19 protein-coding genes and 1 pseudogene are annotated in these 26,607 nt (G+C 68.9%); 2 read left to right on the top strand and 18 right to left on the bottom strand.

Annotation, left to right across the window (positions count from 1 at the left end; all coding sequences use genetic code 11):
* Window positions 1-139: 139 nt before the first annotated feature.
* The 9 genes from AB0N06_RS21255 to AB0N06_RS21215 all read right to left on the bottom strand — a co-directional run bounded on the left by AB0N06_RS21255 (window position 140) and on the right by AB0N06_RS21215 (window position 14,080).
* Window positions 140-1,372: a helix-turn-helix domain-containing protein gene (locus AB0N06_RS21255; protein WP_366136235.1), complete on the bottom strand. Its 1,233-nt coding sequence runs from the start codon at window positions 1,370-1,372 to the stop codon at window positions 140-142.
* Window positions 1,373-1,549: 177 nt separating this feature from the next.
* Entirely contained in the window at window positions 1,550-2,401 is an 852-nt protein-coding gene (locus tag AB0N06_RS21250) for a formylglycine-generating enzyme family protein (RefSeq protein WP_366136234.1), read from the bottom strand.
* Between the two features lie 257 nt (window positions 2,402-2,658).
* Entirely contained in the window at window positions 2,659-3,669 is a 1,011-nt protein-coding gene (locus tag AB0N06_RS21245; RefSeq protein ID WP_366136228.1) for an aliphatic sulfonate ABC transporter substrate-binding protein, read from the bottom strand.
* Window positions 3,666-4,439: an ABC transporter ATP-binding protein gene (locus tag AB0N06_RS21240; RefSeq protein ID WP_366136233.1), complete on the bottom strand. Its 774-nt coding sequence runs from the start codon at window positions 4,437-4,439 to the stop codon at window positions 3,666-3,668. Before AB0N06_RS21240 ends, AB0N06_RS21245 begins: the two co-directional genes overlap by 4 nt.
* Window positions 4,440-4,451: 12 nt before the next feature.
* Window positions 4,452-5,228 carry an ABC transporter permease gene (locus AB0N06_RS21235; protein ID WP_366136232.1) on the bottom strand — a complete coding sequence of 259 codons (777 nt, stop codon included), beginning with the start codon at window positions 5,226-5,228 and terminating at the stop codon, window positions 4,452-4,454.
* A 125-nt stretch (window positions 5,229-5,353) separates the two neighbouring features.
* Window positions 5,354-6,814, bottom strand: coding sequence for a sulfatase-like hydrolase/transferase (locus tag AB0N06_RS21230; protein WP_366136227.1), 1,461 nt, complete (start codon window positions 6,812-6,814; stop codon window positions 5,354-5,356).
* A gap of 220 nt (window positions 6,815-7,034) precedes the next feature.
* Window positions 7,035-8,177: an ROK family protein gene (locus tag AB0N06_RS21225; RefSeq protein ID WP_366136226.1), complete on the bottom strand. Its 1,143-nt coding sequence runs from the start codon at window positions 8,175-8,177 to the stop codon at window positions 7,035-7,037.
* Between the two features lie 232 nt (window positions 8,178-8,409).
* Window positions 8,410-12,642, bottom strand: a complete 4,233-nt coding sequence (locus AB0N06_RS21220) for a carboxypeptidase regulatory-like domain-containing protein (RefSeq protein WP_366136225.1) — start codon at window positions 12,640-12,642, stop codon at window positions 8,410-8,412.
* Between the two features lie 295 nt (window positions 12,643-12,937).
* Window positions 12,938-14,080, bottom strand: a complete 1,143-nt coding sequence (locus tag AB0N06_RS21215) for an ROK family transcriptional regulator (RefSeq protein ID WP_366136224.1) — start codon at window positions 14,078-14,080, stop codon at window positions 12,938-12,940.
* Between the two features lie 498 nt (window positions 14,081-14,578).
* Between AB0N06_RS21215 and AB0N06_RS21210 the strand changes: the two genes are divergently transcribed.
* Together AB0N06_RS21210 and AB0N06_RS21205 are read left to right on the top strand one after the other, a co-directional pair.
* A complete protein-coding gene (locus tag AB0N06_RS21210; protein WP_366136223.1) occupies window positions 14,579-16,786 on the top strand; it encodes a DUF4838 domain-containing protein in 2,208 nt (735 codons plus the stop codon).
* A 266-nt stretch (window positions 16,787-17,052) separates the two neighbouring features.
* A complete protein-coding gene (locus AB0N06_RS21205) occupies window positions 17,053-17,769 on the top strand; it encodes a GntR family transcriptional regulator (protein WP_366136222.1) in 717 nt (238 codons plus the stop codon).
* A 27-nt stretch (window positions 17,770-17,796) separates the two neighbouring features.
* Here AB0N06_RS21205 and AB0N06_RS21200 read toward each other — a convergent pair whose 3' ends face one another.
* The 9 genes and pseudogenes from AB0N06_RS21200 to AB0N06_RS21160 all read right to left on the bottom strand — a co-directional run bounded on the left by AB0N06_RS21200 (window position 17,797) and on the right by AB0N06_RS21160 (window position 26,578).
* Complete coding sequence (locus tag AB0N06_RS21200) at window positions 17,797-18,651, bottom strand: amidohydrolase family protein (protein ID WP_366136221.1); 855 nt, start codon at window positions 18,649-18,651, stop codon at window positions 17,797-17,799.
* Window positions 18,648-19,673: an aldo/keto reductase gene (locus AB0N06_RS21195; RefSeq protein WP_366136220.1), complete on the bottom strand. Its 1,026-nt coding sequence runs from the start codon at window positions 19,671-19,673 to the stop codon at window positions 18,648-18,650. The genes AB0N06_RS21200 and AB0N06_RS21195 overlap by 4 nt, the downstream gene beginning before the upstream one ends.
* Window positions 19,673-20,428 carry an SDR family oxidoreductase gene (locus AB0N06_RS21190; protein WP_366136219.1) on the bottom strand — a complete coding sequence of 252 codons (756 nt, stop codon included), beginning with the start codon at window positions 20,426-20,428 and terminating at the stop codon, window positions 19,673-19,675. The genes AB0N06_RS21195 and AB0N06_RS21190 overlap by 1 nt, the downstream gene beginning before the upstream one ends.
* A 131-nt stretch (window positions 20,429-20,559) precedes the next feature.
* A pseudogene (locus AB0N06_RS21185) lies at window positions 20,560-21,408 on the bottom strand (fumarylacetoacetate hydrolase family protein); the annotation flags it as partial.
* 74 nt (window positions 21,409-21,482) lie between these two features.
* A complete protein-coding gene (locus tag AB0N06_RS21180; RefSeq protein WP_366136218.1) occupies window positions 21,483-21,806 on the bottom strand; it encodes an L-rhamnose mutarotase in 324 nt (107 codons plus the stop codon).
* Complete coding sequence (locus AB0N06_RS21175; protein ID WP_366136217.1) at window positions 21,803-23,347, bottom strand: sugar ABC transporter ATP-binding protein; 1,545 nt, start codon at window positions 23,345-23,347, stop codon at window positions 21,803-21,805. The genes AB0N06_RS21180 and AB0N06_RS21175 overlap by 4 nt, the downstream gene beginning before the upstream one ends.
* Entirely contained in the window at window positions 23,344-24,420 is a 1,077-nt protein-coding gene (locus AB0N06_RS21170; protein ID WP_366136216.1) for an ABC transporter permease, read from the bottom strand. The genes AB0N06_RS21175 and AB0N06_RS21170 overlap by 4 nt, the downstream gene beginning before the upstream one ends.
* Window positions 24,417-25,493: an ABC transporter permease gene (locus AB0N06_RS21165; RefSeq protein WP_366136215.1), complete on the bottom strand. Its 1,077-nt coding sequence runs from the start codon at window positions 25,491-25,493 to the stop codon at window positions 24,417-24,419. The genes AB0N06_RS21170 and AB0N06_RS21165 overlap by 4 nt, the downstream gene beginning before the upstream one ends.
* A complete protein-coding gene (locus AB0N06_RS21160; RefSeq protein WP_366136214.1) occupies window positions 25,490-26,578 on the bottom strand; it encodes a mandelate racemase/muconate lactonizing enzyme family protein in 1,089 nt (362 codons plus the stop codon). Before AB0N06_RS21160 ends, AB0N06_RS21165 begins: the two co-directional genes overlap by 4 nt.
* Window positions 26,579-26,607 lie beyond the last annotated feature (29 nt).

The raw sequence follows: 26,607 nt of genomic DNA, 5'->3' as shown, positions 1-26,607 counted from the left end.
AAGCCGTACAAATGGACCTACGACGGCACCCCACTCAAGACCGGCTGACCATGCCGAACACCCCTCCACGAACTTGCGCGGGGCAGCACTAGGCCACCCCCGCCTGCAGCGGGCAGAAGCCACGTCGAGGCCGTCGGGCTCAGCCGACAGGCCGGTAACGGCCGGTGAACCGCGCGAGTTTCAGTCCGAGGTGCAGGCAGAGACGTTCGTTGCCGTCTTTGAGGTTGGCGCCTGCCAAGTGCTCAAAACGCTGAATGCGGTAGTACAAGGACGTACGATGCAGCTTCAGGCGTTCTGAGGTCGCAAGTGCGTTCCCGGAGAGGTCGAGGTAGGTCTCCAGCGTCTGAAGCAGAGGCAGCGCCTCCGGATTGGTGAAAAGCCGCTCGAGCCCGGGATGAAGCACAAGCTCGTCGAGGTCCTGACTGAACAGCTGCTCGAGCACCCGGTAGATGCCGAGCTGGGACCATCGGGCAATCCGGCCGACGTCAGGCATCGAAGCAGCGATACGAGCGGCTTGGTCGGCCTCGAGATAGGAGCTACGTGCCTGCGCCAACTCCAACCGTGGCTGTCCGACGCCGATCACGCATGATGACACCTGCTCGAGTCCGGACAGTGCGGTCTGCAGGGCGTGGTCGAGGTGGGAAACACAGCGGTTCACCGTTGGCTCGTCGACCTCCCCCTCCGTGCCGAAGAGAAGCAACCCGTCGCTGTAGGAGACAAGGTGGACGGCGTGTCTTGCGGGCAGCCGGTGACGGGTGTTGACCAGCGCATGTTCGAGGGCGAGCCGCACCTGGTCATCCGGCTCGGCGTCGGCGGTGAGCACCGGCCGGGCCACCAGCACGACAACGCCGAGGGAGGGATCGAAGTGCCCGCTGTCGATGAGGGTGCGCGCCGCATAGGCCTGGACATCGCTGCCGGAAAGCAGCAGGTTCCTGATCGCCTCTGTCTCCCGGTTTGACGCGAGTTCGCCGGTCAGCACCTCACGATAGAGCGCGAGCGCGAGTCCTTGGGCGGCGGTTTCGGCCAGCGCGACCTGCTCCGAGCCCATCGACTCATCGGCATCGATGAGCCACAGATACCCCAGGAGAAGGTCGTGGTGCCGGATCGGTATGCATAACCGCGGCAGCATGCCGAGCGAGACATTGTGGGGAATGCGGACCGGGTGTCGCGCCTTGGCCAGCTCGAACCGTCGCAGCCATGCCAGCACCTCGCCGGATACACAGCGCTGCAGAATCGAAGCATGGCGTACGGCGTCGGGCACCTCGCTGTGCCGGCTGTAGACCACCAGCCGCTGTCGGCGGTCCTCGACGGTCGCCGGGCGTGACAGCTGGGTCGCCAGCGAGTCAACGAGGTGCTGAAGCTCCGGGTACATGGTGAACACCTCCGGGGCGGTGCAGCCCGTGCTGGGTGTCGAGCACTCCGGCGCTCGACCGTGTCATGGCTCTGGATTGAGCGTCCAATGTGGCTCCTTCGCGAGCGTCCGGTGGACCGCGAGCGGCGAGTGCTTGCCGGCTGCGTCTCGGGGAGCGCCGGACGCGGCCGCCCCCAGTCAGTAGGCGCAGCGGAAGCCGGTGTGGCCCGCAGAGCTGTCGGGGGCATTGCCGGTACGGGCCGCGAGACGGTAGCGGTTGCAGTAGGTGTGGTGGCACATGTGGGATCCGCCGCGCATGACGCGGACGTGGCCGGCGGTAGGGCCGGTGGGGTCGCTGCGGGTGGCGGGGGTGTCGGGGGCGTGCCAGTCGGCGCTGAACCAGTCGGCACACCATTCCCAGACGTTGCCGGAGGTGTTGTAGAGGCCGTAGCCGTTGGGCGCAAAGGCGTTGACGGGCGCGGTGGAGCGGTAGCCGTCGGCGGCGGTGTTGTTGTGCGGAAAGTCTCCGCGCCAAATGTTGCAGCGGGGGCGGCGGTTGGGGTCGAGCTCGTCGCCCCAGGGGAAACGCCGGCGTTCGTGCCCGCCGCGGGCTGCGCGCTCCCATTCGGCTTCAGTCGGCAGGCGCTTGCCGGCCCAGGTGGCGTAGGCGTTGGCGTCGTGCCAGGAGATGTGGACGACCGGGTGGTTCGGCCGGTTGCCGATGGAGGATCCGGGTCCTTCGGGGGCTCGCCAGAAGGCCCCCTGGACCGCGCGCCACCAGGGGGCGCCGGGGACAGTGTCATCGAGGACGTGCCGCCGCGCGTCGGGGTGGAGGAAGCCTTGGAAGACGTACGACCAGTCGAAGCGTTCGGCTTCGGTGACGTAGCCGGTGGCTTTGACGAAGGTGGCGAACTTGGCGTTGGAGACGGCGTGGACGTCGATGTGGAAGGGGCGCAGGCCGACCTGCCGCACCGGGCCTTCGCCATCCTCGGGGAAGGCGTCGGGGTCGTTTCCGCCCATCCAGAAGGTGCCGCCGGGGATGGCGGCCATGCCGCGCAGGATGTCCTTGCGTTCTCGGTGCGGGGCGGCGATGGGTGCGGCGGCGAGGGGTGAGGGGGCCGCCGGTGAACGGTTGCTGCGGTGTGGTCCGCAGCAGGCGTGACCGGTCGTACCTTCGGCCGTTGGCCAGGGGTCGGTCTGCGGCTGGACGGCCTCGATGTCGATGAAGACCACGGCGTCCCTTCCATGTCGGGTGCGGCTCGGGGTAACGGTCGGCGGCGAGGCCCGCCGACCGTTGGGATGCTGTGTCACTCGGTCGTGGCGGCCCGGTACTGGCTGCCGAGGTAGTAGTCCTTGGCGTCGCCGGGGGCCTTGAGCTTGCCCATGGTCACGAACACGTCGGCGAGCCCGTTGAACCAGCCGTCGACCGTTCCGTCCTGGGTGAGCTTGGCCAGGTCGCCTGAGGACATGATTTTCACGTACTTGGTGGACCCTGCGAGCTGGTCGGCCGGGAGCTTGAGGAAGTCGGCGGTGACCTTTTCGGAGTCCTGCGGGTGGGCGGCGATCCAGTCGTCGGCCTCGCGCAGCACCGTGGTGACTTTCTTGACCAGCGCGGGGTTGCCGGTGGGCAGTCCGGGCTGGGTGACAAAGGCGCTGGGGAAGGTCAGCTTCGGGTAGAAGTTCTGGGTGCCGGTGACCTCGACGAGGTCGGGGACCCGCTTCTTGATGGTGTCGATGAGCGGGTACCAGATGGCGGCGGCGTCGACCTGCCCGGAGGAGAAGGCGGCGACGACGGTGCTGGGGTCCATGGAGACGCGGGTGATGTCGCTGGGCTTGAGACCGGCCTGCTCCAGCGCGAGGTTGAGGATCATGTCGCCGGAGGTGCCGTCGGGGACGGCCACCTTCTTGCCCTTGAGGTCGGCGGGCTTGGTGATGCCGCTGCCGGGGCGGGCGATGACCCGGTCGGCCTGGCCGAGCATGTTGACCGCAATGATCTTGGCCTTGCCGGAGGCAGGCAGCCACAGGGCACCGGGGCCGACGTAGCCGAAGTCGAGGTCGCCGGCGCCGAGTGCCTGGACCTGGAGGGGACCGTTGGTGAAGACCTTCAGGTCGGGCTTGAGGCCCTGCTTGGCCCACAGGCCCTGCTTGGCGGCGACGGCGAAGGCCGCGGAGCCGCTGTAGTCCGCGATGTAGCCGAGGCTGACGGGGGTGGCGGCCGGGCCGCCGGAAGACGAGTCGCCGCTGCTGCAGCCGGTGGCGGATGCTGCCATGACGAGGATGACCGTGGCCGCCCTCAGGCCGGCGGTTCTGCGGTTCATGAGTCGGCTCCTTCGACTGTGGTCGGCTGGTGGTAGACGGCGTTCCAGACCTGGCGTCGCAGTTCGGCGAACTCGGCGGACAGGCGCATCTCCTCGGTGCGGGGGTAAGGCAGGTCGACCGGAATGATCTGGTGGATGCGGCCGGGGCGCGCGGCCATCACGACGACGCGGCCTGCGAGGTAGACGGCCTCGTCGACATCGTGGGTGATGAACATGACGGTGCGCCGGTCCCGGCTCCAGGTCTCCAGAAGGGAGTCCTGGAGGCGGATGCGGGTGAGGGCGTCCAGTGCGCCGAAGGGCTCGTCCATGAGCAGGACCTTCGGGTTCACGGCGTAGGCGCGAGCGATGGCGCATCGCTGCTTCATGCCGCCCGAGAGGGTTTTGGGCAGGGCATCGGCGAAGTCGGTGAGACCGACCATGTCGATCATCCGCAGGGCGGTGGCCCGCCGCTCGCGCTTGTCGACTCCTGCGACCTTGAGGCCGAACTCGACGTTCTCGGTGACGGTCATCCAGGGGAAGAGCGCGTACTGCTGGAAGATGACGCCGCGCTCGGGGCTGGGGCCGTTCACCGGCTGGTCGTCCACGGTGACCGTTCCGCCGGCGGCTTCGAGCAGGCCGGCCGCGATGTTGAGCATGGTGCTCTTGCCGCATCCGGACGGGCCGACGACGGTGACGAACTCGCCGTCCTCGATGGTGAGGCTGACGTGGTCGAGGGCGACGAGGCCGCCGTTCTTGGTGTCGAAGTCGCGGTATACGTCGTTGAACTTGATGGCGGGCACGGGCTATCTCCTCTCCTGCCATCCAGTCAGCTTGCGCTCGGTCAACAGCAGCAGCCGGTCCATGACCAGGCCGACGGCGCCGATGGTGATCAACTGGACGAACATGGTGGGCAGGTCGTAATAGAGCTGAGCCTGCTGCATGCGGAAGCCGAGGCCGCTCTGCGCGGCGATCAGTTCGGCCGCCACCACGGTGGCCCAGGCCGCGCCGAGACCGATCCGCATGCCGACGAGGATGAACGGGGTGGAGGCGGGGACCACGACGCCGAGGAACACACGGCGGTCCTTGGCTCCCAGCACGCGGGCGGCGTTGACCAGGGTGGCGTCCACCGAGACCACGCCCTGGAAGGTGGAGACCACCGAGGACAGGAACGCGGCCAGGAAGATGACGAAGACCTTGGGCGTCTCGTTGATGCCCATCAACACAATGGCCAACGGGATGATCGCCAGCGGCGGGACCATCCGGAAGAACTGCAGCCACGGCTCGACCAGCCGACGCACGATCGGGTACCAGCCCATCGCGAACCCCACGGGGATCGCGGCGGCGACGCCGATGACGTAGCCGGTGAGCACCCGTCGCAGGCTGGCCGCGAGGTCGTCGAGGAGGATGCCGTCCCGGATCAGCTGCCATCCGCGGTCGGCCACCGCCGGCGGGCCGGGGAAGCCCTGGATTCCGCTGTGGGCCAGTCCGATCCATACCAGGAGACCCAGCAACGCGGAGCAGGCCGACAGCAGCAGCCCGCGGGTGTCGACCCCTCTGCCCCGCGGCCGGCGGCGGACCATCGCCCCGGCGGCCCGAGTGGTTCCCTCGCGGCCAGCGCCCGCGGATATGGCGTTGTCACCCCTCATGGGGTCCTCCAGTGGGGAAGCCGCCTGCCGGAGGTCCTCGGCAGGCGTGATCTCGCTGCTCATGCCACCTCGTCCGCGACGCCGTCGACGTCAGGCGCACGATCCGAGCCGATGTCGGACATGTAGCTCATCCACGTGTAGGCAGGGTCACCGCGACGCAGCAACTCCTGGTACAGGCGGGTGGTCAGGTCCCGGCGGACGTGGGCGTAGGCCGGGGCGTCGTGGACGTTGTGCAGTTCGTGCGGGTCGACGTCCAGGTCGTAGAGCTCGTTGACACTGTCGGGGTTGTAGACGAGCTTGTGGCGGCGGTCACGGATCATCCGCTGCGAGTAGGGGAAGTGGTGGCCGTGGAATTCGGTGACGACCTCCTCGCGAGTGCCGTCGGCGGGCTCCCCGCTCAGCACCGGCAGCAGGCTCCGGCCGTCGCAGTCGTCAGGGACGGGCACTTCGGCCAAGTCGAGAAGGGTGGCGTACAGATCGATCAGGGTGGCGAAGTCGTCGCGGACCTGAGGGGGGCACCCGGGTACCCGGACCAGGCCCGGAATGCGGTAGATGTCCTCGTACATGGCGGGGCCCTTGTCATTGAGCCGATGGGAGCCGGTGAACTCGCCGTGGTCGGCGGTGAAGACCACCGCGGTGTCGTCCCACAGTCCACGCTCTTTCAGGGCGTCGAGGAGCCGGCCGACCTGGTGGTCGATCATCGTGACGTAACCCCAGTAGACGGCGATGAGCTTGCGCCAGGCGTCGCCGTCGAATGCGTCGGCCGACCAGTACTCGGCGTAGCGGCGCTGGACGTCCGGCTTGCCCGCGAACGTTTCGGCCATCGAGGCCGGTAGGGGCACCGATGCCGGGTCGTACATGTCGTAGTACTCGTCCGGGATCAGATAGGGCAGATGGGGACCGAACCAGTGGCAGGAGAGCATGAACGGCTTTCCCTCGGAGTGCCAGTTGTCGGCGTAGCGGTCGAGGAGCTCCAGGGTCTGGCCGGTGAGGTAGGCCTCCATGGTGGCCTCTACGGGCTGCTGAAGGCGCCCGGCGATCAGGTGGCCGCGGTCGAGACCGTTGGGCGCGGCACCGAAGACCCCGTCCTTGACTGCGAAGCGGGGATAGCCCTTGGCGTTGAGCCACGCTTCATAGGCGGGGTGGTGGAACGGGTTGAGGGCACCGGGCAGGTGTTCGCCGTCCATGCCGTAGAACTCCGGCCCCCGGGTCCGGCCGATGTGCCACTTGCCGACGTGGCCGAGGTCGTAGCCCGCTTCCAGCAGGGGCGCGGACAGGACCGGGGCGTTGTCCTCGACCTCGTCTCGGGCGCCTCCGTTGCGCTCGGGGTTGACCAGCAGGCCGTGCCGGAACGGGTGCTGTCCTGTGAACAGCGACGCGCGGGCCGGAGTGCAGATAGCGGTCGGCGTGTAGAAGCTGTCGAACCGGGTGCCCTCCGCGGCGAGGGAGTCGAGCGCGGGCGTGCTGACGACAGGGTTGCCGTAACAGCCCAACGTGTCGACTCGGTGCTGGTCGGTCATCAGGAACAGAACGCTGCAGGGCGGCACAGGCGTGGACCTTCCGATCAGCCCCCTCGACGGGAGGCGATGAGCGCGGCGCCGGGCGACGTGAGAGGAGCGTCAGAAGCACTGGGCGATTTTTTCCCAGACCGGATCATATTGAGGCCCAAACGTGTCCCACAAGGGGGTGCGCAGTCATTTGACCACCCGTCGCACGGTTGCCAGGCCCGGGGCACGGCCGTCATGCCGGATAGGGCTCCTTGCGCAAGAGCCAGGCGACTGCGCCCAGCGCGGCCGCATTGACACCCAGGTCCGCCTGGACGACCTCCACCTGCCGTGCGGCGAGCGGGAGGGCCAACCGAGCGATCTCCTGGCGGATCGGGTCCAGGACCAGTGAGCCGAGCTGTGCCAACTCACCCCCGACCACGATCCGCGCGGGGTCCAGCAGTGCGACATTCCCGCCCAGCACCGCTCCGATGCGCCTCGCCGCGGCGGAGACCACACGAAGCGCCGTCGGGGAGAGGTTCCGCACGGCGTCCACCAAGGCGTCGAGGTCATCGAGCACGAGATCTCGTTGCGCGCACTGTTCCAGCAGGACCTCGCCGCCCGCGACGAGTTCGAGGCAGCCACGCCCCCCGCAGTGGCAGACCGGTCCGTTGCGGTCCACGCTCACATGGCCGATCTCACCGGCACCCTGGTGCGCCCCGGCAACCGCACGGCCGCCGATCACGAGCCCTCCGCCGATCCCGCTGGACCAACGAACGTAGACCAGGTCCTCCACATTGCGCCCGGCCCCCCAAGTCGCCTCCGCCAGCGCGGCAGCGCGGGAGTTGTTGCCGGTGAGGACGGGAACGCCGAACTCCTCGCCGACCAAGCGGCGCACCTCCTCGACGTGCCCCTCGGCGAGCTCGACGCCCAGGATGCCCGGGAGGCCGATGGCCATGCCCAAGAGGGTCGAAAGGCCTACCGAGCCCTCCGCTGCTGCCTGGCGCATGAGGTCTGTCGCCGCTCGGCCCACCACTGCGGCGTCGGGAGCGGCAGGCAGCACGCGGGTCGCACTGCCCACCACTTCATGGGAGGCATTGACGATGACCAGCCGCATGCGACCACGGGCGGCGTCGATGCCGGCGTACAGGCCCGCCGACGGGTTGAGCACGACCTTCCCAGCAGGCCGGCCCCGGCCGCGGTCGCCCGAGAGGTCCGCGAACTGCTCGACGAGGACACCGGTTTCGAGCAGCCCGGCTACCGTGCCGAAGAGGGTGGTCTTCGGTAGTCCGGTACGGCGACCGAGTTCGGCCCGGCTGAGAGCCCCGGAGCGGCGAAGTTCGGCGAGGACAAGGTCGTCATGGCCCGTGCGCGGACGGCCGTTCGGGGTAGTGGTCACGATGCCATGATGCTCCCCTAGCTCCGTTATTAGGACAAAGGCTGGAAGAATTGGCACCCGCCCCCCCACGGCAGGAAACCCACTTCCACAAGAACGTCGGTCCCCAAGACCAACCAGGTCTTGGGGACCGACGCCACGCGAGCCCCGAATCAGCACTCGGCACCATCGGATTGGTGGCGGGACCGTGGGGCCTGCCAGTGCGGGCCGGCCCCGGCCCGCACTGAGCATCGAATCACGTGCAGGTGTGGTCGGGTTCGAGAGAGAAGTCGGCCGTGGTCGCCTTGCGAGGCTCAATCTCGACCGAGGTGGCCTGCGACCCCCAGCCGTCCTTGGACGCGGTCACCTTGACCGGGTTGTTTCTGACGTCGAGCCAGAGCACGTACTGACCGTTCCGGTCGGTCGTCAGCGTGTAGCTCCCCGCCTTCTTCGAACTGATCTGCACGGTCGCTCCAGCCAGCGGCTTCGGCGTGCCGGTGCAGTCGACCGCGGTGACCGTCCCGGTGATTTTTCCCCAGGTCTTGGGCGGGTTCACCGTGAACGTCACCGGCACCGGCGCGCTCCCGTACGGGGTCTTCGCGCTGATCAGGAGCTGCGCGGTGAACGTGCCCGGTTGGGTGATCTCGGCGAGGTTCGCGTTGAAGCTCACGGTGACGTCAACGCTCTCGCCCGGCTGAAGCGTCACGTGGGTCTTGTCCTCTGAGAGCCAGGGGACATCCGTTGTGTCAGCGCACTGGTCGAAGCCGGGCAGCAGTTCCGAGGTCTTGAAGGCGTAGAAGTTTCCGGTAGTACCTCCGATCTTGTAGAAGCCGCAGGCGGAGCCGCCGCGGTAGAAAGTGTTGCTGGAGTTGGGCAGCGCGGTCCAGGTGTTGGAACCCGGGTCGTAGGTGAAGCCCCTGTTGGTAAGCGTCCTGGAGTCGCCGGTCACGCCGCCGGACACGAGGAGCTTGCCGTTTGCCGCTGAGTAGCCCATCCCCCACAGGTCGATCGGCAGGTCGGCGACTGGAGTCCAGCTGTCGGACGACGGGTCGTAGCTGTAGGCGTGCTTGGTGCTGGTACTGCCCGACATCCCACCTGCGCAGTACAGCTTGTCCTCGACGCCGCCGCAGCCGAGCCAGGCAGTCGACTCCGGGTAGGCCTTGCTCGAACTCCAGGAGTCCGACGCCGGATCGTAGACCTGCACATCCGTCTTGCCACAGGTGTCGGACGTGCAGCCGCCGACAATGTAGATCTTGCCGTCCAGCACGGTCACAGCGGCGCCGGCGAAGGGTTTCGGGTTGTCGGCGCCGGTGGACCAGGCACCGGTCACCGGGTCGTAGATCTCGGTCTTGGCCACCGGAGACGAGTCCGCGCCCCAACCCCCGAAGACGTAGAGCTTGCCACCGTAGGCAGCCGCCTGCGGCGCCTCGCGGGCGACGCTCAGATTCGGCAGGGCACTCCATGCGTGGGCACCCGGGGTGTAGACGTAGGCTTTTTTGAGCATATGCGTGCCGTCGACTCCCGCGACCGAGTAGACCTTGCCGTCGATGGTCGCCACACCGTTGTCCATGATCGGCGTGGGGTAGTCGGCCACCGTCGTCCACGGTGCCGCGTACGGCGTCGCCGAGGGCTTGGCCGCCGTCTGCCTGGTCGTGTCGGGCCGGAACCGCAGGGGGCTGTAGTGTCCCTTCACCTCCTGCAGCGGAGCGCCCTGCTGCTTCGCGGCGGGCTGGTGGACGCCCGGCAGCTCATCGATCTTGGCGGTCACCGGGGCGGTTCCGGTGTTCTTCAGGGTCAGGGTGGAGCTGCCCTGGCCCTGCCAGTCGACGGTCTTGCTGAGCCGGGCCTGGCTGACCGCGATCCGGGGTGCGGGCAGGGCGACGGTGCCGTCGGTTGCCCGGTTGGGGGCGACGTCGAGGGTGATGTCCTGTGCCGTGTAGTAGTTCCCCACCGTGGTGGTGAACTTGTGCTCTCCGGTGAGCGAGGAGAACATCCAGTAGAAGCCGTCGCCCAGGTTCGGGTCATCCGGCGTCGCCACCGAGGTCGTCTTCTCCGCGGGCTTGTCGGCCGATGTCACCGAGGCGCCGTTGATCCCGGCCCCGGTGTTCTTGTCGGTCACCTGGCCGACGACCAGGCCGCCCGGTGCCGGGTCACAGGTGCGGTCGCCGATGAAGACGTCGTCGACCTGCCACCACCATCCCCAACTGGCGGTGAGGTGGAACCGTACCTGGACGTTGGCCTTGCCGGCGGCCTGGGAGAGGTCCGCGATCTCGGTCCGCGGCCCCCGGGCGCTGTCCTTGGTGTGGTGCCAGACGTTGGTCCACGTCTGGCCGCCGTCGACGCTGAAGTCGACGTCCCCGGTCTGGCCGAACGAGAAGCCGAAGTAGTCGGTGCGGAAGGACACGATCGGGTGGGTTCGCTGACTGAAGTCCATGACCGGGCTGATCAGCGACGTGTCCTGGGTCTTTCCATGACCGTAGTAGCTGCTGTCGACGTTGGCGAAGCCGCCGTTCCCGCCGGTCCTGTTGCCGCGCCTGCCGGGGTCGTTGAACACCCAGGTCTGACCGTTGCCCACCTTGTCATCGACGGTCCAGCCCGATGGTGGGGGAGTGCCGTTGAACGACTCGGTGGTACCGGCGTAGTGGAAGCCGTATCCGGCTGCGCTGCAGGTCGTCTGGTCGACCGGCGCGTCGACGTCATGCGTCACATCCGCCGAACCCACTTGAATATCCTGAGAGTCCCGCGTGTAACCCGGATACAGCGGGTCGACCTGCAGGGTGTACGTGTTCCCGGCGGGCACACTCAGCGTGTACTTTCCCGTCTTGGGGTCGGTGTAGGCGACCGCCGTCGGCTCGCCCTTGACCCCCACGGTCGCATACAGCGGCCAGTCCTGACCGGAACCGTCATGGACCTTGCCGGTGACGTTGACGCGCGGCTTCGCGGTCAGCGCGAAGTCTTCGGTCACCGTCTGGCCGTCGGCGATCGCGACATCCGAAACAGTCTTGCCGGGGTACCCGAACTTGCTCACGCTGACGTCATACGTCCCCGGTGGCACGCTCAAGGTGTAGCGCCCCTGACCGTCCGTCATCGCCGTGACGTCACCCACGGTGATCTTGGCTGCCGTCAGCGGAGCGGTGCCGTCGGTGACGGTGCCCGTCACGGTGCCGTGCGGCCCGGAACGGAACGAGGCGACCCCGTTCGGGGTGCCGAGGCCGGTCGGCCCGTCATAACCCGGCGCACCCCTGCACAGATACGTCGACGTGCAGTTGCCGTTGCTTCCGGAAGTCACATCGTTGAGCGCGGACGGCTGGGCGTAGGGGTAGGAGTTGGGCGCCGAACTCGCCGCCGGTTTCCCGGCCAGTGCGTAGACCGAGGCGATGATCGGGGCGGACGCGCTGGTACCGCCGAAGACCTTCCAGCCGTTGTTGTAGACCGCGACACCGGTGTTCGGGTCCGCAACCGCGGACACATCCGCGACCGTACGGCGGGCGCAGCCGGTGTCCTTCTGGAACGACGGCTTGGACCCATACGCCGAGCAGCCACTGCCCGCGTTCATCCACACCGCCTCGGTCCAACCGCGGGTAGTGGAGGCGTTCTTGGCCAGCGAGGTGCCGCCGACCGCCGTCACATACGGCGACGCGGCCGGATACGATACGCCGAAACCGTAGTCACCGCTGCTGACGGTGATCGCCACACCGGGGTGGTTGAAGTAGGCGTCGTCGTACTGGGTCTGGTCGGAACCTTCACGGCTGCCCCAGCTGTTGGAGACGTACTTGGCGCCCTGGGCGACCGCCTGGTTCACGGCCGCACCCAGGTTGTCCATGTAGGCGTCGTCGGCTTCAACCAGCAGGATCTTGCAAGTCGGGCAGGTCGCGCTGACCATGTCGATGTCCAGGGCGATCTCCGCAGCCCACCCGGAGTCCGGTGACGGATAGTCCGTGCCGCCGCGCTGGTCGATCTTCTTGAAGCAGCCGTTGGCCGTGGTGCACGGCGGCAGCCCGTACTGCTGACGGTAAACAGCCAGGTCCGCCTCGGCGTTCGGGTTGTCGTACGCGTCGACGATCGCGACCGTCTCAGTGGAGGCGGCGGGCAGGTTGTACGCGCTCTGCAGATCGGCCGGGCCGAAACCGGCGGGAGCGGCATCAGCCTGGAGACCCTTCGCCGCGACGACATCGGTGCGGACCATGGCGAGACAGGACATCTCGCCGGCCTTTGACGGCGTGGCGCACACCTGATTGGTGGGGTGCTGGTCAGGCGAGGTGGCGTCAGCGGCCTTCGTGGTCGGGACAGGATTCTTGGCGGAGGTAGCGGGGGCGGTGGACGTGGTGGTGGAGGCGGAGGCGGAGGCCGCGGACGGCACAGCGATCAGCGAGAGTGCGGCAACGGCGAGCGCCACGATCAGCGTTAAGACGCGTCCGGCCGTCGTGGTCGACGCGACCGGGAGCGATCTGAGGCGGGATGGTCGCGCGGGGGCAGGGGGATGAGACATGTACACCTCTCCTACGGGGTGCATGCAAACCTGAATCGTGAATTCTTGATCAGGCGGATCTCGGCCCAGTCGTAAGCGTGTTGCAGTACGGACTGGCGACCGTGATCACGGGAAGCTTGAGGCCCTACTCGGTCGCCTTCGACCTGATGATGTCGGCGAGGATCATGTCGGGCTTCCCTTCGCCTTCATGGTCCAAGGAAGAGCTCTTGGGTAACTCTTTTTTCCAGGAGCGGATCATATTCATGAGGGGTCTGGCCCACAAGGGGTTGGCACCCTGTGATCGCTGACCGCTCCCTTATGCCCGCGCCGGCTCCTCCCGGAGCAGGAGCGCCACCGCCCCGAGAGCCGCAGCGTTGGCTCCCAGATCCGCCTGTACGACATCCACTCGCCTCGACGCGCGGGGCAGGGCAAACCGGTCGAGCGCCTCGCGGATCGGGTCCAGGACCAGCGATCCGAGCTGAGCCAACTCGCCTCCGACGACGATCCGTGAGGGATTCAGCTGCGCCACAGTCCCGGCCAGCACCCTGCCCAACCGGTCCGCAGCACTGGAGACCACCCGGCCGGCGGCCGGGGAAAGGTTACGGACGGTGGCGACCAGGGCGTCCAGGTCAGCGAGGACAAGTCCGTGCCGGGCGCACTGTTCCAGCAGCGCCGCGCCGCCGGCTACTCCTTCGAGGCAGCCGCGGCCACCGCAGTGGCAGGGCTTCCCGTCCGGCTCCACGCTCACATGGCCGATCTCACCGGCACAGCCGTGCGCCCCGGCCACGGCTCGACCGCCGACCACCAAACCGCCGCCGATTCCCGTGGACCAGCGCACATACACAAGGTCCTCCGCCGAGCGTCCCGCGCCCCAGGTCGCCTCAGCCAGGGCCGCGGCACGGGAGTTGTTGCCCAGTACCACTGGCACGCCGAACTCTTCGGCGATGCGTGCCCGCAGCGCTTCGGTCTCCTTGGGCTTCCACTCGACGCCGACGATTCCGGTGAGGCCCGCGCCGACCGCCACCAGCGTCGACGGGTCGACCGCTGCCTCACCGACGGCCCGCCGCAGCAGTTCCGTCGCCGCCGGGGCCACTACGTCGGCGCGCACGGCGGACGGCAGGGCGCACATGCCGCTCGCCACCACCTCGTGAGAGGTATTGACGATGACCAGGTGCATCCGGCTGCGGCCGATGTCCAATCCCACGTACAGGCCGGCGGAAGGATTGAGTACGACTCGGGTCGCGGGTCGACCGACACCGCGCCCCGCGGTGTCGTCGGCGGCTTGCTCGACCAGGACACCAGCTTCGAGCAGTCCGGCGACAATGCTGAACAGCGTGGTCTTGGGCAGACCGGTGCGCCGGCTCAGTTCGGCGCGACTGAGCGCCCCCGATCGGCGAAGCTCGGCGAGAACGAGATCGTCGTAGGCCGCCCTGTTGCGGCGGGCAGGAGTAGGGGTCACCGCAGCATGATGCATCCTTGCTCGCTATTCGGGCAAAGATGGGAAGAATTTTCTGCGGCGAGGCCGGATGTCTCGCAGCGCAGCACGTGCTCGGTGGTGGCGGGTGAGCCGCGGGCCGACCGCCGCCTCCGTTCTGGCCGGCATGCACGGATGCGGCAGCACTGCTGGTGTGCAGGGTCGCAGCGGATACATGTACCTGGGTGACCGTCAGGCGCAGAGATCACAACGAGGAAACACATCCGATGCAGCCACCGGAGACGGGGTTCTCCTGTAGACCCCTTGCGGGCCTGACTTCGCTCTCAATACGATCCGATTTCGGAAGAAAGCTGAGCCCTGGCCCGTCACCGCCCCGCCGCACACCCTGCAGGACCCCTGCATAGCCCGTCGGTCATACAGGCTTCCGCCGCCAACGGCGAAGACCGTACGTCCCCCGCACAAGGCGCACGCCAGCCCCCAACGCACACGCCCATGACACGATGCCCGATCCCAGGAGCCGCCATGAAGCACGTCAAGCGTCGATCATTCCTTGCCGGCGTGGCCGGAGCCGTCGCCGCGACAACCATCGGGGCGCCGGCCCAGGCGGCGGAGGACGGCGGGTCCGAAGCCGCCTTCGCGCTCGCCCACGACGGCCACGGCAAGGCGACGGTGCTGTGGTGGGGCGGTGCCACCGCACAGTTCGCAGCCGCCGAACTGGCCGACTACGTAGAGCGGATGGGAGGCGCCCGCCTCCAGATCCTGCGCGCGCAGCCCGAACAGCCGCAGACGGCCACCTCCGGAGTGCTCGTGCTCCCCGGAAGCCGACGCCAAGCGACCACCGTCCCGCCGGTGTGGCTGGCCAAGGCCGACACGCAGCTGCGCGACCAGGCGACGGACAGTTACCTGGTCAGCGCGACCCCGCACGGCGTGCTGCTGACCGGTGTGGGCGACCGCGGCGTGGTGTACGCGACATACGCCCTGCTGGAGCAGCTCGGAGTCGGCTTCTTCGCACCGCAGTTCAGCTACTACCAGGGTGCCGCCGAGACCGTACCGCAGACCGGCGACATCTCAGTCCGTTCCCAGACCAGCCTGGTCACGCCACCCTGGCCGGTGCGGCGCAAAGCGATCGAGGAGGGCTGGAGCATAAGCCAGGCCGGCCTCACCGCGTTGATCGACTGGATGGGCAAGCAACGGCTCAACATCCTGGTCTTTCCGTACGACTACTACGGGGCCGGAGTCGCCCGCTACGAGGACTTCGCGGCAGGGATGGCACCGGAACTCGCGAAGCGCGGCATCGTCGTGGAAGTCGGCGGCCATGGGTACGACGCGTTTCTCCGCCGGTCCGACCACCCGCAGTACTACACCCCCGGGTCCAACGTCTTCAACGTGCACGACGAAGCGGCGGTGTCCCAGTATGTCGCCGAGGTGGTCACCTATCTGCGGGCCCGGCCCGAGATCGCCATCTTCGACTGCTGGCCGCCGGACGGGGCGACGTGGCCGAAGGCGACCCTCGCCAAGTTCGGCACCGCCACCAACGCCGAAGTCCACGTTGTGAACAGCCTCGTTGGCGCTCTCGCCGACGCTGAACTCGACGTCCAGGTCGAACGCATCGCGTACATACCCGCCCTGGACCCACCCACGGCCGGGTACGCGTTCGACCCGAACGTGATCATCGACTTCGCCGGCATTCTACGCACGTACACCGTCTCGATCGGCGATCCGTCCTCGTCCGTGAACGCGTACCACCTGGACGTGCTGCGTCGCTGGCGCGAGACCCACCCGGGCACACTGGCGATCTACGACTACTCGCGCCGCTACCGCTGGCGCGAGCTCGGCAACCCGATCGGTGTCCTCGCACAGGACGCGGAGATGTACCGCAGTGTCGGTGTCAACGGCATCGGCATGTACTCGGAGCCGGCGAACTGGCTGCAGTTCGAGGCGATCCATCTGTTCGGCGCCCGCAGCGCCTGGGATCCGACGCTGACCTACGACGACTTCACGAGCAGCTACCTGCCCGCGCGGTTCGGGCCCGCAGCGCAGGAGATGGCCGACTACCTGCTGCGTACCTCGGACGACCCGACCGTCCTCGACACGCCCGGCCAAGGCTTGGCATTGCGGACCAAGTACCAGGCTGCCGCGGCCGACATCGCCGCGGCGCGAGCGAAGACCGCCGGGACCAGCGCCGCCGCGCTCGTCCTCGACCGGCTGGCCTGGGGCTGCGAACTCGCCCTGGCCGACATCGACATCAGCCGTTACACCCAGGCCAACGACCAGGTCGGCAAGCAGCAGGCGATGGCTCTGTACCGCCGGCGGACCCAGCGGCACCGCTTCAACGGCATCCAGCTCGAATCGAGCTACACCACCCCGCGCTATGGCGAACAGGTCACCCGAGCGCAGATCACCAAGGAGTACCGCTCCCCGGCGTGGGGTTACCTGCCGCAGATCCAGTTCACCGTGCGGCAAGGTGGCTCCGTCGATGTGACGATCTCGGCCCAGGATGTCGACTTCCAGGGGCATGACGTGGACTGGACGCTCACCACGCCCCAGGGACTCACCGCCGAGCGAAGTCAGGGCCGTTTGCGAGCTTCGGGCCCGCTCGAGGCTTCGGAGACGGTCCGGCTCAGTGCCGGATCCGCCGTCGCACCCGGGAACTACGCCGTGACGGTCACCTTTACTGTTGGCGGCGGAAATCTGACGTCCGCTCGGTGCACCATTACCGTGACCCGGTAGAGGCGCTTCGCCGTGCGCCGATGCAGGCCGGGCCGTCCGCATCTGACGCCGCGCGCTGATCCACCAGGGATTACGGGACAACCCTTAGGTCGTGTGAAGCGACGGACCTCGAAGCGGGCGAAGGATGTGGGCGCTGCCTCCTCCTCCGCCCGCTGCCTGGCAGGACGTCGCGCGCTGATCCACCAGGGATTACGTGACAGCCCTTAAACTGCCGGTGGCGGAAACGCCTCACAGCACAGCCCCGGAGCACAGAGGAGAGACCCCGGATGCCGGCACACGACCCGTCCGACTCCGACGACGTGGCCGGGACGACCAGGCTGTCCTCGTCGCCGGTCCGCCAGGCGTTGTCCGACAGCGTCTACGAGGACATCAAGGCCATGGTCATGGACCATGAGATCGCCCCCGGCGCTCGGGTCGGTATCGAAGCCCTGGCACGCACGCTCAACGTCTCTCCGACCCCCGTACGCGAGGCACTGGCCCGGCTGGAGGCCGACGGACTCGTCGTCAAGCGCTCCTTGTCCGGTTACCGGGCCACCGAACTGCTCACCCGGCAGGGGGTGGAGGAGCTGTTCGAGATGCGGCTGCTCCTCGAGCCGCGGGCCGCCGCACTGGCCGCCCTCCACGCCGACGATTGGCAACTCGACGCCATCGAGGGGCTCTTGGAAAACATGCAGTCCCACCCCGTTCCCGCGGGACCGTACGCGACCTACCGCGACTTCGCCGCCCTGGACCAGCGTTTCCACGACGCCGTCGCGGAGGCCGCCCACCGGCCCCTGCTCGCGGACGCGGTGGAGCGGCTCCACTCGCATCTGCACATCTTCCGCCTGAGCAGCCTGCAGAGCGAGGACGATCCGACCGTGGCGGAGCACGAGTGTGTGGTGCGCGCGATACTGCGCCGCAGGGCCGACCGTGCCGCCGAGGCGATGGCGGACCATCTCAACCGCAGCCTTGAGCGCCAGCTCGGCCGATTCGCACAGGAGTGACCGGCCGGGCGGCGCCCCGCCGCCGACTCAGCCGACGTCGTCCATCCGGTAGACGCGCCGGGCGGTACCGGCCCACACCTGGTCCTGCTCGGCCGCGGTGAGGGCGGCGGTGAGCTCCCGAGTGGCGGCCATGACCTCGCCGTAGCCGGCGGCGAGGGTGCACACCGGCCAGTCGGAGCCGAACATCAGCCGCTGGGGGCCGAAGGCGTCGATCACGGTGTCGGCGTACGGCCGGAGGCCGTCGACCGTCCACGACGGCCAGTCGGCCTCGGTCACCATGCCGGAGAGCTTGCACACCGTGTTCGGTAGGGCGGCCAGCTCACGCACGTGCCTTGACCACGGTTCCCGCTGCCCGGACGCGATCGGCGGCTTCCCCAAGTGGTCGAGGACGAAGGTGAGGCCGGGGACGGCCGCGGCCGCCCTTGCCGCCGCCGGCAACTGGTGAGGCAGGACGACGAGGTCGTAGACCAGCCCGGCCTCCGCGACCGCGCGCAGACCGCGCAGCACCTCGGGCCGCGTCAGCCAGTCGGGGTCAGGCTCCCCCTGGACCTGGTGGCGGATGCCGCGCAGGAACCCGCCGCCGGGCAGCGAGCACAGCCGTGCCAGTTCACCGGCGACGCCGGGCGACGTCAGATCGGTCCATCCCACGATGGCTCCGATCACGTCGCTGCCCGCCGCCAGGGACAGGAACTCGGGAGTCTCCTCGGGCACGGTGACCGTCTGCACAAGCACCGTGGCCGCCACCCCCGCTTCCCTGATCTCCGACTCGAGGTCCGCCGGCATGAAGGAACGCCGCAGCGGGGCGAGTTCGGGGCCGCTGATCCACTCCTGGTCGCGTATGCCGAGGTCCCACAGATGGTGGTGGGCATCGATGACGGTCATGGCACTCTCCTCCCGGGCACAGGTACACCGCCGGCCAGCAGGTCCTGCGCCCGCAGAGCCTGCCACACCGTGTCCGGGACGGACCGGTGGAACTGCTCTGCGGCGTCACGGACCTGATGTGCCGACCGCGCCCCGACGAGCACCGACGCGACCGTCGGATGCCCGAAGGGGAAGCGAAGCGCGGCGGCACGCAACGGCACGCCCTGCGACTCGGTGATCTCGCCCATCCGGACTGCCCGGCGCAGGACGTCCTCGGGAGCCGCGGCGTAGTCGTACCTGGCACCCTGTTCCGGGTCGGCCAGCAGCCCGGAGTTGAACACGCCCCCGATGATCACGCTCTTGCCCGCTGCCTCCGCGGCGGGCAGCAGGGCGTCCAGCGCGCCTTGTTCGAGGAGCGTGTAGCGCCCCGCGCACAGCACGGCGTCGACGTCCGTGTCCGTCAGGAAACGCGCCAGCATTCGGCTCTGGTTCATGCCCGCGCCGATCGCGCGGACGACTCCCTGCGACCGCAGTTCCTCGAGTGCCGGATACGCCTCCCGGAACACCTGGTCCTCATGGTCGTCCGGATCGTGCAGAAGGACGAGGTCGACGCGGTCCAGTCCGAGGCGGGTGAGGCTGTCCTCCAGCGAGCGGCGTACACCGTCGGCGCTGAAATCCCACATGCGCCGGTGGGTGGCCGGTACGGCGAAGCCGGCGGCCCGGTCGTCACCACCGCCGTCGTACGGGACGAGTATCCTGCCCACCTTGGTGGACAGGGTGAACTCGTCCCGGGGCCTGGCCCGCAAGGCCGCGCCCAGTCTGCGCTCCGACAGACCGAGGCCGTAGTGCGGGGCGGTGTCGAAGTAGCGGATGCCCGCATCCCAGGCCGCTTCCACAGCGGTCGCCGCCTCGTCCTCGTCCACGGCCTCGTACAGGCCGGCGACAGCGGCGGCGCCGAAGCCGAGGGCGGTGACACGGACACCACTGCGACCGAGAGTGCGGCTCGGCAGCGCCGGTCCGGCACCGCGTTCGTCCGTTCGCATCACTGCCCCTCCGGACGCAGCCGCAGGCCCTGCATCCCGCCGTCCACGGCCAGCGCGGTGCCGGTGACGGACGCGGCGGCGGGACTGGCCAGGTACACGACGGCAGCGGCGACCTCCTCGGCCGTCACCAGCCGGCCCATGGGCTGACGGGCGTTGAGCGCCGCCCGTTCGGCGGCCGGGTCGGCCGCCTGGTCGAGGAGGCGGCCCACCCATGGGGTGTCCGCCGTACCCGGGTTGACGCAGTTGACGCGGATGCCCTCCCGGACGTGGTCCGCCGCCATGGCCAACGTCAGTGACAGGACCGCGCCCTTGCTGGCGCTGTACAGGGCACGCTGCGGCAGCCCGGCCGTGGCCGCGATCGAGCAGATGTTGACGACGGCCGCATGCGCGGAGCCGCGCAGATGGGGGAGGGCCGCGCGCGTGGTGCGGACCATACCCAGGACGTTCACGTCGAGGACCCGGTGCCACTGGGCGTCGTCGTTGTCCTCGACCGTGCCCACGGCACCGATGCCGGCGTTGTTGACCAGGATGTCGATGCCGCCGAGGCCGGCGGCCGCGGCAGCGACGGCGGACCGTACGGAGGGGTCGTCGGACACGTCCGCGGTGTACCCGCGCAGGGGCTTGTCCAGCCCTGACGCATCGAGGTCGAGCACGGCGACGTCTGCGCCGTGTGCCGCGAGCAGGTCGGCGGTGGCCTTTCCGATGCCGGACGCGCCACCGGTCACCAGGGCCCGGAGCCCGGTCAGTTCGTTCATGGGTTGGTCCTCTTCTCCTCTTCGGCGACGTCGGTGAGGCCGGTGGCCCAGGAAGCGTCGTCCGGCCCGAGCCAGCGCAGCTGGCTGTCGCCGTTCAAGGCACGGCTGACCGATCCCGGATCGGCGCACACCGCGTCCTCGAACGTCTGCCGCTGGCTGCCGAGTCCGTCGATCTCCAGCTCCACCGTGTCGCCGGCGCGCAGGTAGGGGGTGTCCGGCAGACCGAGGGCCACACCGGCCGGTGTTCCGGTGTTGATGACGTCGCCGGGCTCCAGCACCATGAACCGGCTCAGGTACTGGACGAGGTACGCCACGGGAAAGACCATGTTCTTGGTGGTGCCGTTCTGCCTCGGCACGCCGTTGACACTCAGGCGCATGCCGAGCGCCTGCGGGTCCGGTACCTCGTCGGCCGTGACGAGCCAGGGGCCGAGCGGGTTGAAGGTCTCACACGACTTGCCCAGGTCCCACTGAGGGGACAGTTCGAGCTGGAAGGCCCGTTCGGACACGTCGTTGCTGATCGCGAAGCCCGCGATCACGCCGACGGTGTCGGCGGGGCTCTCCAGGTAGCGGGCCCGGCGGCCGATCACCACCGCGAGTTCCACCTCCCAGTCGGTCTTCTCCGAGCCGCGCGGCACGAGCACGGTGTCGTGGGGGCCGACGACGGTGCCGGGGTCCTTCATGAACACCACCGGCCGCTCCGGTACGGGGGCCCCGGTCTCCTCGGCGTGGTCGCGGTAGTTGAGGCCGATGCACACCACCTTGCCGGGACGGGCGACCGGTGCGCCGATGCGCAGTCCAGTGGGGTCCAGGACAGGCAGCGTGCCGGCCCGGAGGGCCGTTCGGACCCGGTCGACGCCGTCGGCGGCCAGGAACGCGCCGTCGATGTCGTCGGTCAGGCCGGTGAGATCGTAGGTGCGTCCGTCGTCGGCGAGGACGGACGGGCGCTCGTGGCCCGGGGCGCCGAGGCGCATCAGTTTCACGTGGTTCTCCTTGCGGTCGCGGTGCTGGGACACCGCGGGGGTGGGTCGGGGTCTTCTACGGGCGTCCCGGCGGCCTACTCCATGAGGAAGACCTGCTCCATGGAGGCCCACCACTCGCCGGGCGCGGCTTCGTCGACGGGCTGCTGGCAGGGGGCGGTGAGCTGCCACCAGTCCTGGGTGGCCGGGTCGGCCGCCATCAGGGCCAGGTCCGCCGCCAAGTCGTCGCCGTGGTACTCGAAATAGCTGAACAGCCGGTCGCCGAGCAGGTGGATCGAGTAGTTGGCGATGTGGCAGCGCCGCAGCCGGTCGAGGACGGGCTCGGGTACCTCGCGGTGCAGTTCGCAGTACTCGTCCACCTTCTCGGGGCGGACACGGATGACCTGCGCGACGCGTCTCATGCGGTGCCGCTTCGAGTGGGCACGGCGGAGACGGCGCCCTCGTGGATCATGCGGATGATCTTCCCGCTCATCCGTTCGTAGTCGTGGTCGTTCTTCACCTCGCCGCGGACGCGGTGATCGGCCATGACGACCACCCGGTCGGCCAACGTGATCATTTCGGCCAGGTCGCTGCTGATCAGCAGGATGGGCAGACCGCCACGGGCCAGTTCCCACAGCAGTTCGTGGAAGGCGTGCTTGGTGCGCACGTCCACGCCGACGGTCGGCTCGTCGACGACCAGCAGGCGGGTGTCGGCGGCGAGCCACTTCGCCAGGCTGACCTTCTGCTGGTTGCCGCCGGACAGTTCACCGGCATTCTGCTCGAGACCGGAGACACGGATGCCGAGGCGGGCGACGAGGTCCTCGGCGATCTCCTTCTCTCGGCGGGACGAGACGTGTCCGAGGGCACGGGCGAGCTTCTTCCACACCGTGACCGTGATGTTCCGGACGATGGGCTGTTCCAGGAAGACGCCTTCCTCCTTGCGGTTCTCGGTCAGATAGCCGATGCCGTACGTGTGGAGGGCCTCGCGCGGGGAGCCGATCTTCGCGGTCTCGCCGTACACCCGGATCTCGCCGCCCGTGACGCGGTCCAGGCCGAGGACGGCCTTGACCAGTTCGCTGCGGCCCGCGCCGACCAGGCCGTAGAGGCCGACGATCTCCCCGGGGCGGACGTCGAGCGAGACGTCCTCGTGGCCGGTGGCAGTGGAGACCCCGTCGAGGGAGAGCGCCGGGGCGGCGGACATGTCAACGGTGCGCGGGGTCATGTCCGTCACCGCGTGGGCGCGGCCGACCATGAGGGTGACCACGTCGTCCTGGGTGTGCTCGGCCAGTGGCGCCGACTCGAGCACGGAGCGGCCGTCGCGCAGGACGGTGACGGTGTCGCAAACGGCGAACACCTCCTCCAGCTTGTGGCTGACGAAGACGACGCAGGTACCGCGTGCCGTGAGCCGCCGCACCACGTCGAAGAGGCGCTCGGCTTCCTGAGGCGAGAGGGAGGCGGTGGGCTCGTCGAGCAGAAGCACCCGGCTCTCGGTGTAGAGCGCCTTGGCGATCTCCACCAACTGTTGCTGGGCCACGGACAGTTCCCGCACCGGTTGGTGTGGGTCGATGTCGAGGCCGAGCTCGGCCAGGCAGCGGAGGGCCGGGGCGGTCATCGCCTCCCGGTCGACCAGACCGCGGCGCGACGGCGGGCTCTGCAGTGTGATGTTCTCCGCGACGGAGAAGCCGGGGATCAGGTTGCGTTCCTGGTGGACGACACCGATCCCGGTGTGGGTGGCGTCCAGGGGAGAGCGCAGACGGATCGCCTCGCCACGCCAGGTGAGCCTGCCGCCGTCGGGCGTGTGCACACCGGTGATCACCTTGATCAGCGTGGACTTGCCCGCGCCGTTCTCGCCGAGCAGGGCGTGCACGGATCCGGCGGTGAGCCTCAGACCCACGCCGTCGAGGGCGCGCACACCGGGGAAGACCTTGACGATGTCGTCGCATTCCAGCAGCACGTCGCTCATGCGGCACCTCCGGTGGTCGGCAGTGCGGCGGCCGGCTGCCCGTTGCTCTGCGGCGGCGCGGGTGGGGTCCGTCCGGGCACGCCGCTCTTCTTGGCGAGACGGGTCTGGTGGATACGACCGCCCACAACCGTGCCGAGGACGACCACCCCGATGAGGAAGTTGACCCAGCTCGGGTCGAGCGAGAACTGGGCGCGTGCGGTGTCGATGAGTCGCATGACGAAGGCGGCGAGCACAGTGCCGAGGACCGCCACGGAGCCGCCGGTCAGCGCGACGCCGCCGATGATGGGCGCGGCGAAGCTGGGCAGCAGCCAGTCGCCGCCCACACTGCGGTTGACGCCTGGCAGCGACGCGGTGGCGGTCAGCGCGGCGATGCCGACGAGCAGTCCCGACAGGGTGTGGGCGAGCACGATCTGCCGGTCGGTGGAGATGCCGGACAGTCTGGCCGCGAGCGGATTGCCGCCGGCGGCGAGCAGCCGACGGCCGGCCACGGTGCGGTACATGAACGCGGCGAGCAGGGCCGCCGCGGCGAGCGCGGTGACGAAGACGAGCGGGATGTTAAGCGGGGCGGCGCGGCCGAGGTCGCGCAGCGTGGCGGAGTATCCGTCGATGGTGCGTGTCCCGGACAGCCGGTACTGCGCTCCGAGCAGGATGGTCATGGTGCCGAGTGTGACGATGAAGCCGTTGATGCGCGTGGCGACGATGAACACGCCCGTCACCAGGCCGATCAGCGTGGCGGTCAGCACGCCGACGAGGACGGCGACTCCCGCGGGCACACCGCTGTCGGCCATCAGCACGCCCATCAGACAGGCGCTGAAGCCACCCAGCGCGCCGACGGCCAGGTTGAGCTGACCGACACACAGGGCCACCATCTGGGCCAGTCCGATGAGGATCGGTGTGGCGAGGTACTGCAGGAAGGTACGGACGGAGGGGCCTTCGAAGAAGGAGCCGGACGAGGCGACTCCCATCGCCACGTAGCCCGCGAGAACCACGCACAGCAGGGTCATCGTTGTGGAGCGGGAGAAGCGCCGCAGTGCCGGCAGGGCCGCGGCTCCCCGTTCGCGGAGCGGGATCATGTGGAGCGCACCACCTTGCGATAGGACACGACCGTGCGCACCCGGTCCGCGGACAGAGCCAGCAGAAGTACGCAGCCGAGGTAGATGTTGAGACTTTCCAGACCGACACCGAGCAGGTCGAGGCCCTTGCGGATCACGCCGACCAGGGAGGTGCCGAGCAGGGCGCCGATGACGGAGACGACACCGCCGGTGAGCAGGGTCCCGCCGAGGACCGCACCCAGGAAGGAGGGGAGCATGAAGTCGTCACCGATGGAGGCGCGGAACGTGCCCGTGCCCACGGCGGCCATGAAACCGGCGAGCGCGGCGAGCAGGCCGGACAGGGCGTGCGCCAGGACGACCCTGCGTCCTGTCGGGATGCCGGACAGTTCGGCGGCGGCCGCGTTCGCACCGGTGAGCAGCAGCTCGCGGCCCATGCGGGTGCGGGCGTAAAGGAAGCCGAGGCCGATGAGCGCCAGCACGGTGAACTGGGCCATCTGCGGTATGGCCGGGGAACCGCAGACGGGCCCGAGGCAGATGTCGGCGAGCGAGTAGGAACGCAGCTCGGCGAGCCCGTCCGGACGCGTGGTGAACGCGGCGTTCTCGGTGAAGGCCGAGTAGAGCAGGGAGACCAGCCCCAGCAGGGCGAAGTCCATGGCCAGCGTCACGACGAAGGAACTCACGCCCGTGCGGGCGATGATCCAGCCGGTCAGAGCCCCGATGGCGCAGCCGGCGGCAAGGCACAGCACGAGGCCCATCGGGAGGGGCAGGCCGAGACGGTCGTAGCCGAATCCGGCGAAGAAGGCGCCGAAGGCTGCCATGCGCCCGACGGCCAGGTTCATGTGCCCGACGGAGAGCACGACCATCTGCGCGAGGGCCACCACCGTCAGTGTGGAGATGTCCCTCAGGAGCGGGAAGAGCACCAGCCGCTCGTCGAAGAACGCCGGGCGCAGGACGCCGAAGAGTGCGCCGAGCGCGACGATGAGTACGAGCAGTCCCAGCCGCTGGTTGACCCAGATGGGCAGCCGGTGCGCGGGGCGTACTCCGTCAGTGGGGCGGTCCGTCTCGCTGTCGGTGCCAGTGACGGCCGTCTTCATGACACCCTCCGGTCGTCGATGGCGTCCATGTCCCAGTCGATGCCGAGGCCCGGCTCGTCCGGGGCGATGGCCTGCCCGTCCCGCAGGGTCATCTCGGTGCGGGTCACGGCCCGCAACTGCGGGATGTACTCGACGTACGCGCCGTTGCTCACCGCCGCGACCAGGCTGACGTGCAGCTCCATCAGGAAGTGCGGGCAGACCTTGACGTTGAAGGTCTCTGCCAGGTGGGCGACCTTCAGCCACGGAGTGATACCGCCGACGCGGGCGACGTCGACCTGCACAACGGAGGCAGCACCGGTCTCCAGATAATTCCGGAACTGCATCGGCGAGTACATCGACTCGCCGACCGCGATCGGGATCCTGGTCGAGCGGGCCAGCCGGGCATGACCGCTGAGGTCGTCCGCGGGCATGGGCTCCTCGAGCCAGTACGGGTCGTACGGCTCGAGAGCGGCGGCCAGCTGTACAGCGGAGGACAGTGACTGCGACTGGTTGGCGTCCGTCATGATGTGCAGGGACGGACCGACGGCCTCGCGTACGGCGCGCAGGCGCTCCGCGTCCTCGGCGACGTGCGGTTTGCCCACCTTGATCTTGACGCCAGCCCACTGCGCGTTCCTGGCCGCGAGGGCCGACTTGACCAGGTCCTCGGTACCGAGGTGGAGCCAGCCTCCCTCGGTGTCGTACACCGGGACCTGGCGGCGGTGGCCGCCGGCCAGCCGCCACAGCGGTTCGCCCGCCCGCTTGCAGCGCAGGTCCCACAGGGCCGTGTCGATCGCGGCGAGAGCGAGCGAGGTGATGGCTCCGGTCGTGGTCGCGCGGGTCAGGCCGAACAGCTCCTGCCAGAGCCCTTCGACGTTGCGTGCGTCTTTCCCCGCGAGGAGCGGCAGGAGATGGTCGCGCAGCAGGGCCAGTACGGAGGTTCCGCCGGTGCCGATCGTGTAGGCGTAGCCGGTTCCCTCGATGCCGTCCGCCGTGGTCAGCCGGACGAGGATCGTTTCCTGCTTCACGAAGGACTGCACCGCGTCGGTGCGGTCGGTCTCCACCGCGATGTCGGCCAGCAGGGCCGTGGCGTTGGTGATGATGCTCATGATGTGTGGCGGCTTTCTGTGGTCCGTGG

It is taken from the genome of Streptomyces sp. NPDC051020 (assembly GCF_040683105.1).
In the GTDB taxonomy this organism is placed as follows: domain Bacteria; phylum Actinomycetota; class Actinomycetes; order Streptomycetales; family Streptomycetaceae; genus Streptomyces.
Note: the sequence above shows the minus strand (reverse complement) of the source record. Positions and strands in the feature narration are given on the sequence as shown.